Origin of the sequence: Brevundimonas naejangsanensis, assembly GCF_003627995.1 — a bacterium.
In the GTDB taxonomy this organism is placed as follows: Bacteria; Pseudomonadota; Alphaproteobacteria; order Caulobacterales; family Caulobacteraceae; genus Brevundimonas; species Brevundimonas naejangsanensis_B.
The window spans coordinates 1,899,379-1,913,085 of sequence record NZ_CP032707.1; the positions used below are offsets into that span (position 1 = coordinate 1,899,379).

Below are 13,707 nucleotides of genomic sequence, written 5' to 3' on the forward strand. Positions count from 1 at the left end.
GAGATCTAGGCGAACGGATATGGGCTCACCGACTTGGACCAGTCGTCCACCGTCAACGCCCGCCCGACCGGCGGGGCGGCGCGTTCGGCGCAGGGGTGGCGTTCGCACAGGCGGCAGGCAGGGCCGATCGGGGTGACCTCGGGCTTCTGCAGGTCCAGGCCGCGGGCGTAGATCAGGCGGTGGGCGTGCTTGAGCTCGCAGCCCAGGCCGATGGCGAGGTCCTGGCCTTCGGTGAAGGCGTCCTGGCCCTGGCGATCGACGGTGCGGGCCAGGGTGAACCAGCGGCCCCCATCAGGCGTCTCGATGATCTGGGTGAGGATGCGGCCCGGCGTGCGGAAGGCCGAGTGCAGCCGCCAGCGCGGGCAGGCCCCGCCGAAGCGCGAGAAGGGGAAGGCGCCCGAGGCGTAGCGCTTGGACACATTCCCCGCCTGATCCACCCGCATCAGGAAGAAGGGCACGCCGCGCGCCGTCGGCCGGGACAGCGTGGTCAGGCGGTGCGCCGCCTGCTCGAAGCCGACGCCGAAGCGGGCCTGAAGTCGGGCCAGGTCGTAGCCGGTCTCCTCCGCCGTCCGCTGGAAGGCGGCGTAGGGCATCAGCACGGCGGCGGCCAGGCTGTTGGTCAGGGAGGTCTTCAACAGGTTGCGGGTCGGGGCGTCGGGGGTGTTCGCCGCCTCGGTCAGGGCCTGAAGCTCGGGCCCGTGCTCGATCAGGACCAGTTGCGTCGCCACGGCGAAGGCGCGCGACGACGGGCCCAGCGCATCGGACAGCAGCAGCCGCCCCCGGTGCGGGTCGAAGCGGCGGGTCCATTCAACCATGACCTCGGCTGGCAGGGTGCGGACCGTCAGGCCGTGACGGGCGAACAGGCGCGCGCGGGCCAGGGCCTCGAAGCCCTCGTCGGGGGCGGGGGCTTCCGCGCGTAGGGCGTCGTGCAGGGCCTCGCCCAGGGCGTCGAGCTCGGGGAAGTGGTTGTGGCGGGCCTGGACGTATTCGCGCACCCATTCGGACGGGCTGTCGGTCGGGGCCGCGCCGCCGCCCGCCTCGACCTCGGCGCGGTCTCGCACGCGGCGGTCGGTGAAGGCGCGGTAGAGGCGCAGCACGGCGTCGGCGGCGGCGGGCTGGTCCTCGGCCAGTTGCATGATCTCGTGGCGCGGCACGGCCAGACCCTGAAACAGGGGGTCGGCGAAGACCTCGGACAGTTCCGCCTCGGACGCCGGGCCGCCGGACTGGCTGAGGTTGCGCAGGTCGACGTCATAGGTTTCGGCCAGACGCAGCAGCAGCTGGGCCGAGACGGGACGCTGGTTGCGCTCGATGTGGTTCAGATAGGAGGGCGAGACGCCCAGGTCCGCCGCCATCGCCGTCTGCGACAGGTCAAGCTCGCGCCGCAGCCGCTTGAGGCGGCCGCCGAGAAAGAGTTTGCGATCAGCGGCGACGTTCATGGCGCGATCATGTCACATCATGACTTCAAAGCAAGTGTCATGATGTGACTGTTTGACTTGAATGAAGCTCCTAGTGATGTGTCATTCGTGACGGGTGCGTGTTCAGGTCTTGGGGACGGCGGCTGCGGCCGCGCCTTATCGAGACCGAGACGAACATGACGACCTTCGCCGATCTGGTTCCTTCGCCCGCCGGCCGTTTCGACGGCATCGAGCGCCCCTATTCGCCGGAAGACGTTCTGCGTCTGCGCGGCTCGGTGCCGATCACCCATACGCTGGCCGAGCGTGGCGCCAACCGCCTGTGGGAGCTGCTGCACAGCGAGCCCTACATCAACGCCCTGGGCGCCGTGACCGGCAATCAGGCGATGCAGATGGTCCGCGCGGGTCTGAAGGCCATTTATCTGTCGGGCTGGCAGGTCGCGGCCGACGCCAACACGGCCAGCGCCATGTATCCGGACCAGTCGCTGTATCCGGCCAACGCCGCGCCGGAACTGTGCCGCCGCATCAACCGCACCCTGCAGCGCGCTGACCAGATCGAGCACGCCGAGGGCGGCGCCAAGCGCGACTGGTTCGCCCCCATCGTCGCCGACGCCGAGGCCGGTTTCGGCGGGCCGCTGAACAGCTTTGAGATCATGAAGGCCTTCATCGAGGCGGGCGCCGCGGGCGTCCACTTCGAGGACCAGCTGGCGTCCGAGAAGAAGTGCGGCCACCTGGGCGGCAAGGTCCTGATCCCGACCCAGGCGCACGAGCGCAACCTGATCGCGGCGCGACTGGCGGCCGATGTCTGCGGCACGCCGACCCTGACGGTGGCGCGCACCGATGCGGAATCGGCCCAGCTGATCACCTCCGACATCGACGAGCGGGACCACCCCTTCATCGACCGCGAGAACCGCACGCCCGAGGGCTTCTACCGCCTGAAGCCGGGCACGGGTCTGGACCACTGCATCGCGCGCGGCCTGTCGTATGCGAAATACGCCGACCTGCTGTGGTGGGAGACGTCGCACCCCGATCTGGACGATGCGAAGAAATTCGCCGAGGCGGTCCAGAAAGAGCATCCGGGCAAGCTGATGGCCTACAACTGCTCGCCCTCGTTCAACTGGGAAGCCAAGCTGGACAAGGCGACCATCGCCAAGTTCCAGCGCGAGCTGGGGGCCATGGGCTACAAATTCCAGTTCGTGACGCTGGCGGGCTTCCACAGCCTGAACAACGGCATGTTCGAGCTGGCCTCGGGCTATCGCGATCGCGGCATGGCGGCTTATTCCGAGCTGCAGCAGCGCGAGTTCGCCAATGAGGCCATCGGCTACACCGCCACCCGCCACCAGCGCGAGGTCGGCACCGGCTATTTCGACGACGTCGCCACGGTCATCTCGTCGGGCCAATCCTCGACCACGGCCCTGAAGGACTCGACCGAAACCGCCCAATTCCACGCCGCCTGAACCCCGGAGAGAGACCCATGGAGCCCTTGACCCGACCGCAAGCGATCATCGATTTCTGCCTGGCCCCTCTGGGGCTGGACGGAGCGAGCGAAGCCGAACGCGAGGTGCGCCGCCGCCTGGAGCACGTCATCAAGACCTTTCAGGCCAAGGCCGCCCGGCCGGTCAGCGTGGACTTCTCGTCCATGCCCAGCCAGGTCATCAACGAGGCCGCGCACGGCTACGAATAGGCCGCGCCATCATTGGGAGGAAGGCTGATTCACACTCTCCGCTCATCCCGGCGGAGGCCGGGGACCCAGTGAGAGCGCCAGTCTCAGACCTTACCGCTGAGCGAAGCGCCTCGAAGCCAAAGCACTGGATCCCGGCGTCCGCCGCGATGAGCGGGATGAGGGAAGGCCTGGAAGACCTCAGGCCGCGGCTTCCGCGGCCTGAGGCGTCTGCGCGGTCAGGTCGGCGACCATGGCCAGCAGGTCCTCGACGCTGAAGGGCTTGGCCATGTGGCGGTCGGCGCCGGCGGCCAGGGCCTTGTCGAGGTGCTCGGGCAGGGCGTTGGCGGTCAGCATGACCACGGGGACGCGCGGCAGGCCCATGACGGCCTCGTGCAGGCGGATCTCGCGCACGGCGGTCAGGCCGTCCATCACGGGCATCTGCATGTCCATCAGCACCAGATCGAACGGCTGGGCGCGATAGGCCTCGAGGGCCTGGGCGCCGTTCTCGACCGAGGCGAGATCGAAGGCGGCGCTGTCCAGGATCAGCTCGACGACGCGCCGGTTGGTCGGGTGGTCGTCCGCCGCCAGGATGCGCAGGCGACGCGGCGCAGCCTCGGCCCCTTCGTCGGAGGGGGCGGTCGCCGCAAGGGCGGGGCTCGGCGCGGCGGGCGCCTGGGCCGGCTTGAGCGGCAGGGTCAGGATGAAGGCGGCGCCGGCGCCCGGTTCGCTCTCGCAGCCCAGGTCGCCGCCCATCATGGCCGCCAGCTCGCGGCAGATCGCCAGGCCCAGGCCTGAGCCGCCGTAGTGGCGGGTGATGTCGCCGTCAGCCTGTTCGAAACGGTTGAACAGCCGATCCTGGGCCTGGGCGTCGAAGCCGATGCCGGTGTCCTGCACCACGAAGCGCAGGGTCTGGGGCTTTTCGGCGGGCGTCGCGTCCACGGTCAGGCTGACGAAGCCGGAGGCGGTGAACTTCACGGCGTTGGAGACGAGATTGGTCAGCACCTGCTTGAGACGCACCGGGTCGCCCTGGGTCCAGACCCGGGCCTCGGGCGCGACCTCGACGAGGAATTGCAGCCCCTTGTCGCGGGCGGCGGCGGCGTAGAGCAGGGCGGCTTCGTCCACGGCCCGGGCCAGGTCGAACGGCTCTTCCTTCAACTCCAGTCGGCCGGACTCGACGCGCGCCAGATCGAGGATGTCGCTGAGCAGGGTCTGCAGGGTGCGGCTGGAGGACTGGACCAGTTCGAGCATCTCCCGCTGCTGCGAGGACAGTTCGGTGCGGGTCAGGGCCTGGGCCACGCCGATGACGCCGTTCAGGGGCGTGCGGATTTCGTGGCTCATATTGGCCAGGAAGCGGCTCTTGGCGCGGTTGGCGGCGTCGGCGGCGTCGCGCGCCTCGGCCAGGGCCGCGGCGTCGCGCTTCAGGTCGGTGATGTCCGAGCAGACGGTGACCACCCCCCGCCCGTGGTGGGGCGGTCCTGGACCCTCAGCCAACGGTCGCCGACCTGCATCTCGCGCGGCGCGGCGGGCGCGCGGCGGCTGGCCATCCGCTCGATGATCCAGGTCTCCTCGCGCCCGGCGGCGTCCGGATAGACGCCGGCGTTCAGGCCGACCGCGACCACCTGGCGGAAGGTGACGCCGGGCTTCAGCACATCGGCCAGATGGGGGTTGATCTCCTCGTAGCGCCGGTTCCACAGCACGAGCCGGTCGTCGGCGTCATAGACGCCCACCCCGTCGGGCATGGCGTGGATGGCTTCCAGAAGCTGGCCCAGGGCGCTGCGCCGCGACCACCAGATCATGCCGGTGAAGAAGGCGGCGACGACGACGGTCAGGCCTACGCCCAGGCCGGTCCACAGGGTGAGGATGACGGGGCTGGCCGCCTCGGACGGCAGCAGCACGCCCGGCGCCGGGGACAGGGTCGCCGCGCTCATGGCTGTGAAATGCAGCCAGCAGACGCCGCTGACGGTCAGGGTCGTGCCCATCGCCAGCCGCTTCCAGCGGCCAATCTGGGGCAGCAGGGCGGCGGCGCCGAACAGGGCCAGCCCCCCCGCCACGGCCAGGATCGCGCGCGGCGCGTGCCAGGTCAGGACGGCCCCGGAGAGACGCATGGCCTCCATGCCGATGAAGTGCATGGCCGCGACGCCGGCCGTTATGATGACGGTCGCCGCCAGCACCGACCGGCGGCGCCAGCCGGCATCGGCTCCCGCGAGGCGCAGATGCATGGCGGTCCAGAAAGCCGCCGTGACGACCGCCAGCGACAGCGCGGTCCTCAGCGGATCGTAGCGGACGGCCACGCCGGCGTCGTAGGCCAGCATGGCGATGAAGTGGGTGGTCCATACGCCCAGGCCGCCGACCAGAGGCGCGGAGATGAGATAGGGGCGGCGCGCGCGGGACGACAGATGCTTGGCGCGGTCGAACAACACCAGGGCGATGGCCAGGCTGAAGGCGCACACGAGCACGGCGAAGGGCGCGATCCGCCAGTCGTGCTGATCGATCAGGCAGCTCAAGATGGCGTTCATCGCGATGCTCCCCTCAGCTCGTAAGCGTTCCGCCGTAAATCCGTGAAGAAACCAAGCTAAACACACGGTATGCGTCGAAGGCCGAGTCGGCGGACGACGATGGGTCAGTCTAGGTCGGGCTGCTGAACAATGAGATAACGTCGGTCGAAATGCCTTACGATCATTCTCCGTCACCCGTCGCCCCGACCGCGTCGTCCCGGCTGTGGACGGCCGGCGCCAGCGGGGGCGTGGCCATACTGGTGATGGCGGTGCTGGCGGTGATGAAGCCAGAATTGGCTGGCTGGCTGGCGGCCGGCGCCGTGGCGGTGGCGCTTGCGACCTGGCTGGTCAACCGCGCGCCGGCGACGCTCGCCGACGAGGCCGAGTTCGAGGCGGGCGCGGCGGTCGACCTGGGGCCGGACGCGGCCCTGCTGGGGGACGCCTTCGAGGCGTTGGACGACCCCATCCTGATCATCAGCGGCGGCGAGGCCGACGACATCGCCGGGCGCCGCATCGCCCTGGCCAATGCGGCGGCGCGCGACCTGTTCAAGCTGGGCGGGACGGGCGGCGGGCTGCTGGTCTCGGTGATCCGCGAGCCGCGCGTGCTGGAGGCGGTGGACGAGGCTTTGTTCGACGACTTCGGCGCCGAGGTGGATTATGTCGGCGGCGGCGCCCAGGAGCGGCATTGGCGGGCCTTCGTCCGGCCCCTGCCGACGCGCGAAAAGTCCGCCTGGGGCGGAGGGGCGCTGGCCCTTCTGGCCCTGCGCGACGAGACGGACGTGCGCCGCATGGAGAAGATGCGCGTCGACTTCCTGGCCAACGCCAGCCACGAACTGCGCACGCCCCTGGCCTCCCTGTCCGGCTTCATCGAGACGTTGAAGGGCCACGCCAAGGACGACCCCAAGGCGCGCGACAAGTTCCTGGACATCATGGCGGTGCAGGCGGACCGGATGCGGCGGCTGGTGGCCGACCTCCTGTCGCTGAGCCGGATCGAGCTGAACGAGCACATCGTCCCCCTGGGCCGGGTCGAATTGTCGCGGGCGGCCGCTGACGTGGTCGACGCCGTCAGTGTGATCTCCCGGGAACGGCAGGTGACGATTCGGGCCGATCTGGACGTCGGCGGCGTCAGTGTCTCGGGGGATCGCGACGAAATCGCCCAGGTGATTCAGAACCTGGTCGACAACGCCCTGAAATATTCGAGCCCCGGCGGCCAGATCGAGATCGCCATCGAGCGCAACCGCAGCCTGGACGAGGCCATGGCCGCGCGCATGCCCGAAGGCAATCGGCTGTCGCTGGCGACCCCTGACCGCGAGGCGGGCCAGCGCTACGCCGTGGTGACGGTGCGCGACCACGGGCCGGGCATGGCGCGCGAACACCTGCCGCGCCTGACCGAGCGCTTCTATCGCGTCGAGGGCCAGAAGAGCGGCGAGCGGCAGGGCACGGGCCTGGGCCTGGCCATCGTGCGCCACATCATCATCCGCCACCGCGGGGGACTGACGGTGGACAGCGCGCCGGGCCAAGGCGCGATCTTCGCCGCCTGCTTCCCCCAGGCGCCGGACCGGCGGGACGGCGAGCCGTCGAACGGCGCGGCCTGAGGCTGGGCGCCGTAACAGAAGTGTCATCGTGCCGTCTTAATCCGCTGACCTATGGCGGGCAGTTTCCCGGCTGAAACGCACCGCACCCCCGGCGCGTGCTAATTCCTGCGCTGATCGGACCGGATGATCTGGATTTTCCTGCTGCTGCTGACCGCCTTCTCCGTCCTGGCCTATGTGGGCGGGCGGATGCTGGCCCTGCGTCGCGGCGCGGGGACGAAGTCGCATTCGCGCCCGGGCCAGCACGGCCTCTACGCCCTGATCTGGGTCGGCGTTCCGGCCCTGGCCATGCTGATCGCCGCCTCGGTCTTCTCGACCCCGATCGAGCGCCAGATGATGCAGGCGGGCGCGCCGGACAGCGTCGCCCAGCTGGAGCCCTTCCGCCGCGAGGCCTTCTTCGCCGACGCCCGCCGCATCGGTCGGGGGCAGGAGGCGCAGCAGATCTGGCCCGCGCCCTATGCCGAGGAGCTTCCGGCCGAGGGCCGTCGCGCGCATCGCATCACCGCGACCCTGAACTGGGGCGGGGGCGTCGCCGCCCTCATCGCCGCCGTCCTGGGCGGCTTGTTCGTCTTCACCCGCATCCGTCCTGACCTGCGCGCGCGCAACAAGGTCGAAGGCTGGATTACGGGCGTGCTGTTCGCCTGTTCGGCGGTGGCGGTGCTGACCACGCTGGGCATCATCTTCTCCCTGGTGTGGGACAGCTTGCGCTTCTTCAGCATGGTGCCGATCACCGAGTTCCTGTTCGGGACCAAGTGGAGCCCGCAGATCGCCATCCGCGCCGATCAGGTGGGCTCGTCGGGCGCCTTCGGGGCCGTGCCCCTGTTCGCGGGCACCTTCCTGATCATGGCCATCGCCATGGCGGTGGCGGCCCCCATCGGCCTGTTCTCGGCCGTCTATCTGTCGGAGTATTCGGGCAAGAAGACCCGCGCCCTGGTCAAGCCGGCGCTGGAGGTCCTGGCCGGGGTGCCGACCGTGGTTTACGGCTTCTTCGCCGCCCTGACGGTGGGGCCGGCGCTGCGCGTCTTCTTCAACGGCCTCGGCGACCTGCTGATCGGCGGGCCGCTGAACGGCCTGGGGCTGTACCTGTCCCTGGTCCAGAACCAGATGGCGCTGGTCGCGGGCGCCGTCATGGGGATCATGCTGATCCCCTTCGTCAGCTCCCTGTCGGATGATATCCTTAACGCTGTGCCGCAATCCCTGCGCGACGGGTCCTACGCCATGGGCGCGACCAAGTCCGAGACGGTCAAGAAGGTGCTGCTGCCCGCCGCCCTGCCGGGCATCGCCGGCGCCCTGCTGCTGGCCGTGTCGCGCGCCATCGGCGAGACCATGATCGTGACCATGGCCGCCGGCCTGGCCGCCAAGCTGACGCTAAACCCGTTGGAGACGGTCACGACCGTCACCGTTCAGATCGTCACCCTGCTGACCGGCGACCAGGAGTTCAACAGCCCCAAGACGCTGGCCGCCTTCGGCCTGGGCCTGACCCTGTTCGTCGTCACCCTGCTGCTGAACATCGTCGCCATGCGTATCGTGCAAGCCTATCGGGAACAGTATGACTGACGCGGCTTCCCCCTCGACCGGCGTCAGCCCGCGCACCCAGCGCCTGAAGGCCCGCCTGCGCGCCCGCTATGCGCGCGAGACCCGCTTCCGCTGGTACGGCCGGGCGGCCATCGGCGTGGCCCTGGCCTTCCTGGTGATTCTGCTCGGCAGCATCGTCATGCAGGGCTACACGGCCTTCTACGCCCACAGCGTGACCCTGCCGGTCTATATGGACCCGGCGCGGATCGATCGGTCCTATCCGCAGGGCGCCAATTTCGAGCAGATCGTCGCCGAGCAGCAGATCCGCCGCCTGGGCGTCCAGGACGACGCCGAGGGGACCAAGGCCGCGGCCATGAAGGCCCTGCTGTCCTCGGAGTTGAAGTTCCAGGCCGCCAAGATGATCGCGCGCCAGCCCAGCCTGCTGGGCCAGACCGTGCCGGTCGCCGCGCCCCTGTCGGACGACGCGGAAATGTATCTGAAGGGCCAGATCACCCGTGCAGTCCCCGAGGACCAGCGTCGCGTTTCGAACGAGCAGATGGCCTGGCTGGACAAGATGAAGGCTTCGGGCGCGGTGCGCGCCCACTTCAACGCCGCCCTGTTCACCAAGGGCGACTCGACCCAGCCGGAGTTGGCGGGCCTGCTGGGCGCCGTGGTCGGTTCGGCTCTGATGCTGGCGGTGACGGCCCTGATCGCCATCCCGGTCGGCGTCGGCGCGGCCGTGTGGCTGGAGGAATACTCCCCCCGCAACCGCATCACGGCGATCATCGAGGTCAACATCAACAACCTGGCCGCCGTGCCGTCGATCGTTTACGGCCTGCTGGGCCTGGCCCTGTTCATCAACTTCCTGCACCTGCCGAGGGCCAGTCCGCTGGTCGGGGGCCTGGTGCTGGCGCTGATGGCCCTGCCGACCATCATCATCGCCACCCGTTCGTCGCTGAAGGCGGTGCCGCCGTCGATCCGCGAGGCGGCCCTGGCCATGGGCGCCAGCCGCACCCAGACGGTGTTCGGCCACGTCCTGCCGCTGGCCATGCCCGGCGTGATGACCGGCGCCATCATCTCCATGGCCCACGCCCTGGGCGAGACGGCCCCGCTGCTGCTGATCGGCATGATCAGCTTCGTGCCGGGCGTGCCGCACGCCATCGACGAGCCCGTCGGCGCCCTGCCGTCGCTGATCTACATCTGGGAGAACGCCTCGGAGCGCGCCTTCCACGAACGGACGGCGGCCGCCATCCTTGTCCTTCTCGCCTTCATGATCGTCATGAACGCCGCCGCCGTCCTGCTGCGCCGGCGCTTCGAACGCCGGTGGTAGTCCCTATGAAGTTCAACATTCTTCGCGCGCCCGAAGGCCAGTCCAGCGGCGGCACGGCTGACGCCGGCGCCGGCCTGACGACCGCGCCTATCGTGGGCGGCAACGCCTCGGTGCCGCTCGGCCCGATCAAGATCGCCGCGCGCGACGTCAGCGTCTTCTACGGCGACAAACAGGCCCTGTTCGACGTGTCCCTGGACATCCCGGACAAGACGGTGACGGCTTTGATCGGTCCGTCGGGCTGCGGCAAGTCGACCTTCCTGCGGACGATGAACCGCATGAACGACACCATCCCCGGCTGCCGCGTGACCGGCCGCATCGACATGGACGGCGGCGACATCAACGACCGCAAGATCGACCCCGTGCTGCTGCGCGCCCAGGTCGGCATGGTGTTCCAGAAGCCGAACCCCTTCCCCAAGTCGATCTATGAGAACGTGGCCTATGGGCCCAAGATCCACGGCCTGGCCTCGACCAAGGGCGAGATGGACGACATCGTCCAGAAGGCGCTGAAGCGCGCCGGCCTGTGGGACGAGGTGGCCGACCGCCTGCACTCGCCGGGCACCGGCCTGTCGGGCGGCCAGCAGCAGCGTCTGGTCATCGCCCGCGCCATCGCGGTCGAACCCGAAGTCATCCTGATGGACGAGCCCTGCTCGGCGCTGGACCCGATCGCCACGGCCAAGATCGAGGAGCTGATCGACGAACTGCGCGAGCGCTACTGCATCGTCATCGTCACCCACTCCATGGCCCAGGCGGCCCGCGTGTCGCAGCGCACGGCCTTCTTCCACATGGGCAAGCTGGTCGAGACCGGCGACACCGAAGAGATCTTCACCAATCCGCGCGAGCGGCGCACGCTCGACTACATCACGGGCCGCTTCGGCTGAGGACGCGACGATGAACCAGCATACGGTCAAGGCCTACGGCGACGAACTGAACCAGCTGACGGCCGAGGTGGTGCGCATGGGCGGCCTGGCCGAGGCCCAGGTGGCCGACGCCATCGAATCCGTCGCCCGGCGCGACGTGGCCCTGGCCAAGGCGGTGGTCGAGCGCGACGTCCGCCTGGACGCCCTGCACCGCGACATCGAGAAGAAGGCCATCCGGCTGATCGCCCTGCGCCAGCCGGTCGCCAGCGATCTGCGCCGCACCCTGGGGTCGATGAAGCTGGCTTCCGACCTGGAGCGGACCGGCGACCTGGCCAAGAACATCGCCAAGCGCGCCCTGATCCTGGCCGAGGCCGAGCCGATGCAGCCGCTGACCCGCTCGATCGAGCGCATGGGCCGGCTGGTGTCGAACCGCCTGCGCGACGTGCTGGACGCCTATACGGCCTCGGAGATCGAGCGCGCCCTGTCGGTCTGGCAGACCGACGACGAGGTGGACGAGCACTACAACGCCCTGTTCCGCGAACTGCTCACCTACATGATGGGCGACCCGCGCACGATCACGGCCTGCACCCACCTGCTGTTCATGGCCAAGAACCTGGAGCGGATCGGCGACCACGCGACCAACATCGCCGAGACGGTCCACTACGAGATCACCGGCGAGGAAATGCTGGGCGAACGGCCCAAGGCCGTGCCCGGTCCCGGCGAAGAGCCGACGCCGACCCCGCATCTGTCCGCCCCGTCATCGGACCTGGGGCCGGATGCGGCGGACGACTGACGACCCCCTACATCGCTGACGACTTCGACGAACCGGAGAGGCTGACGTGCAACCCTATATCCTGGTGATGGAAGACGAGGACGCCCTGGCCACCTTGCTCCAGTACAATCTGGAGAAGGAAGGCTACGACGTGACCGTCGCCGCCGACGGCGAGGAGGGCATGCTGCAGATCGAGGAGCGGACCCCCGACCTGATCCTGCTGGACTGGATGCTGCCCAAGCTGTCGGGCATCGAGGTCTGCCGCCGCATTCGCGGCCGGGCCGAGACGCGCAACCTGCCGATCATCATGCTGACCGCGCGCGGCGAAGAGACGGACCGCGTGCGCGGCCTGGACACCGGCGCCGACGACTATATGACCAAGCCCTTCTCGATGACGGAGCTGACCGCGCGCATCCGCGCCGTGCTGCGTCGCATCCGCCCGGGCCTGGCCGACGACCGGGTCAACCACGCCGACATCATCATGGACCGCGTCGCCCACCGCGTCAGCCGGGCGGGCAAGGAGATTCACCTGGGGCCGACGGAGTTCCGCCTGCTGGACCACTTCCTCAAGCATCCGGGGCGGGTGTTCAGCCGTGAGCAGCTGCTGGACGCCGTCTGGGGCTCGGACGTCTATGTCGAGGCCCGCACCGTGGACGTCCACGTCGGCCGCCTGCGCAAGGCGCTGAACGTCGAGGGCACGGTCAACCCGATCCGCACCGTGCGCTCGGCGGGCTATTCGCTGGACCTGAACAACTAATAGGCTTTCCCTCTCCCGGCGGGACAGGGCTTGAGCGCACGAGAGCGAAGCGATCGTTCTTGCGCGAAAGGGTGGGGGGTTAACCTGTAAGTCGGCGTCAGCCGTCGCGCGGCGGCTTGCGCCGACGGACGCCGGGAACCCTCATCCGGCCCTTCGGGCCACCTTCTCCCATCGGGAGAAGGGAGGAGGATCGCCTTGCCGCCCCCACCCGGTCGCTGCGCGACCACCCTCCCCGGGACGGGGAGGGAGAGGCGTGGCGCTTCCGTCAGCCGATGATCTCTTCCGGGTCGATCTCATAGACCGATGAGCAGTATTCGCACGTCGCGCGGATCTTGCCGTCGTCCTCGACCATTTCGGCGCGTTCTTCCGCCGGGAAGGACTGCAGCACCGCGGCGATCCGGTCCTTGGAGCAGCGGCAGACGGCCGACAGGGCCTTGGCGCCTTCCAGCCGCACGCCGTCCTCGTGGAACAGGCGGTACAGCAGGGTCTCGGGGCTGATGGTCGGGTCGATCAACTCGTCGTCGCCCAGGGTGGCGAACAGGGCGCGGGTGCGCTCCCACACCTCCTCGGTCGAACCGCGCGACTCGTCGCCGGCGATGACCTGGATCATGGCCCCGCCCGCGCGCCAGGACCGGCCCTGATCAGTCTCGACCTCGCCGACGGCCAGGCGCACCTTGGTCGGCACCTGCTCGGACTGGGTGAAGTAGTGCTCGGCGCACAGCGACAGGCTCTCGCCCTCGATGGGGGTCACGCCCTGGGTGCGTTCGAAGTCGGCGCCGCGATCCACCGTCATGATGAAGACGCCCTGGCCCAGCAGGGTCTGGGCGCCGGGGCGGGCGAAGCCGTCGGAGACGGCCGCGACTTCCTCGGGATCGAAACGGCAGAAGCCGCGCAGGTGGCCCGCCGTGTCGTAGTCGGCCACGACGTAGCGCACCGGGCCGTCGCCCTGGGCCTGGACGATCAGACGGCCCTCGAATTTCAGCGCCGAGCCGACGATGGCGGCCAGGACGCAGGCCTCGCCCAGCAGGGCGGCGACCGGCTCGGGATAGGCGTGGGCCGACAGGATGGCGTCCACCGTCTCGCCCAGGCGCACCAGGCGGCCGCGCACCGGCCAGCCCTCGATCTGGAAGGCGGCGGCGAGGTCGTCCGTCGGAGCGGCGGAAGGGGCGGCGGGCGCGTGATCGGTCACGACTTCATCCTGAAAACGGGGGAGGGGCTTCGGAAGCCGCGCAACATAGGGAGGCGAGGCCCGCTTGATAAGGGGCGGCGTTTCAGGCTGGCGACGGGTCGCTGCGCCATGCCAAGCTTGACCGC

12 protein-coding genes are annotated in these 13,707 nt (G+C 69.4%); 8 read left to right on the forward strand and 4 right to left on the reverse strand.

Features of this window, described 5'->3' with window-relative positions; all coding sequences use genetic code 11:
* Nucleotides 1-5: 5 nt before the first annotated feature.
* A complete protein-coding gene (locus D8I30_RS08990; RefSeq protein ID WP_121482446.1) occupies nt 6-1,436 on the reverse strand; it encodes a helix-turn-helix domain-containing protein in 1,431 nt (476 codons plus the stop codon).
* Nucleotides 1,437-1,591: 155 nt separating this feature from the next.
* Between D8I30_RS08990 and aceA the strand changes: the two genes are divergently transcribed.
* Together aceA and D8I30_RS09000 are read left to right on the forward strand one after the other, a co-directional pair.
* Complete coding sequence (gene aceA / locus D8I30_RS08995) at nt 1,592-2,869, forward strand: isocitrate lyase (protein WP_121482447.1); 1,278 nt, start codon at nt 1,592-1,594, stop codon at nt 2,867-2,869.
* Between the two features lie 17 nt (nt 2,870-2,886).
* Complete coding sequence (locus D8I30_RS09000) at nt 2,887-3,096, forward strand: hypothetical protein (protein ID WP_121482448.1); 210 nt, start codon at nt 2,887-2,889, stop codon at nt 3,094-3,096.
* 177 nt (nt 3,097-3,273) lie between these two features.
* Here D8I30_RS09000 and D8I30_RS14760 read toward each other — a convergent pair whose 3' ends face one another.
* A complete protein-coding gene (locus tag D8I30_RS14760; protein WP_240387195.1) occupies nt 3,274-4,527 on the reverse strand; it encodes an ATP-binding protein in 1,254 nt (417 codons plus the stop codon).
* Entirely contained in the window at nt 4,494-5,591 is a 1,098-nt protein-coding gene (locus D8I30_RS14765) for an MHYT domain-containing protein (RefSeq protein WP_240387196.1), read from the reverse strand. Before D8I30_RS14765 ends, D8I30_RS14760 begins: the two co-directional genes overlap by 34 nt.
* Before the next feature lie 149 nt (nt 5,592-5,740).
* On the opposite strand from D8I30_RS14765, the gene D8I30_RS09010 reads away from it, so the two are divergent.
* The 6 genes from D8I30_RS09010 to phoB all read left to right on the forward strand — a co-directional run bounded on the left by D8I30_RS09010 (nt 5,741) and on the right by phoB (nt 12,393).
* On the forward strand, nt 5,741-7,165 hold the full coding sequence (locus tag D8I30_RS09010) for a sensor histidine kinase (protein WP_121482449.1): 1,425 nt from the start codon (nt 5,741-5,743) through the stop codon (nt 7,163-7,165).
* 123 nt (nt 7,166-7,288) lie between these two features.
* A complete protein-coding gene (gene pstC, locus D8I30_RS09015) occupies nt 7,289-8,719 on the forward strand; it encodes a phosphate ABC transporter permease subunit PstC (protein ID WP_121482450.1) in 1,431 nt (476 codons plus the stop codon).
* Complete coding sequence (pstA, locus tag D8I30_RS09020; protein ID WP_121482451.1) at nt 8,712-10,007, forward strand: phosphate ABC transporter permease PstA; 1,296 nt, start codon at nt 8,712-8,714, stop codon at nt 10,005-10,007. The genes pstC and pstA overlap by 8 nt, the downstream gene beginning before the upstream one ends.
* 5 nt (nt 10,008-10,012) lie before the next feature.
* Nucleotides 10,013-10,885: a phosphate ABC transporter ATP-binding protein PstB gene (gene pstB / locus D8I30_RS09025; RefSeq protein ID WP_121482452.1), complete on the forward strand. Its 873-nt coding sequence runs from the start codon at nt 10,013-10,015 to the stop codon at nt 10,883-10,885.
* A 10-nt stretch (nt 10,886-10,895) separates the two neighbouring features.
* Nucleotides 10,896-11,657: a phosphate signaling complex protein PhoU gene (gene phoU / locus D8I30_RS09030; protein ID WP_121482453.1), complete on the forward strand. Its 762-nt coding sequence runs from the start codon at nt 10,896-10,898 to the stop codon at nt 11,655-11,657.
* A gap of 46 nt (nt 11,658-11,703) precedes the next feature.
* Nucleotides 11,704-12,393 (forward strand): phosphate regulon transcriptional regulator PhoB, encoded by a 690-nt coding sequence (gene phoB, locus D8I30_RS09035; protein WP_121482454.1) that lies wholly within the window; start codon nt 11,704-11,706, stop codon nt 12,391-12,393.
* A 265-nt stretch (nt 12,394-12,658) separates the two neighbouring features.
* Here the strand turns inward: phoB and D8I30_RS09040 are convergent, their stop codons facing one another.
* Entirely contained in the window at nt 12,659-13,582 is a 924-nt protein-coding gene (locus D8I30_RS09040) for an Hsp33 family molecular chaperone (RefSeq protein ID WP_121482455.1), read from the reverse strand.
* Nucleotides 13,583-13,707: the final 125 nt, after the last annotated feature.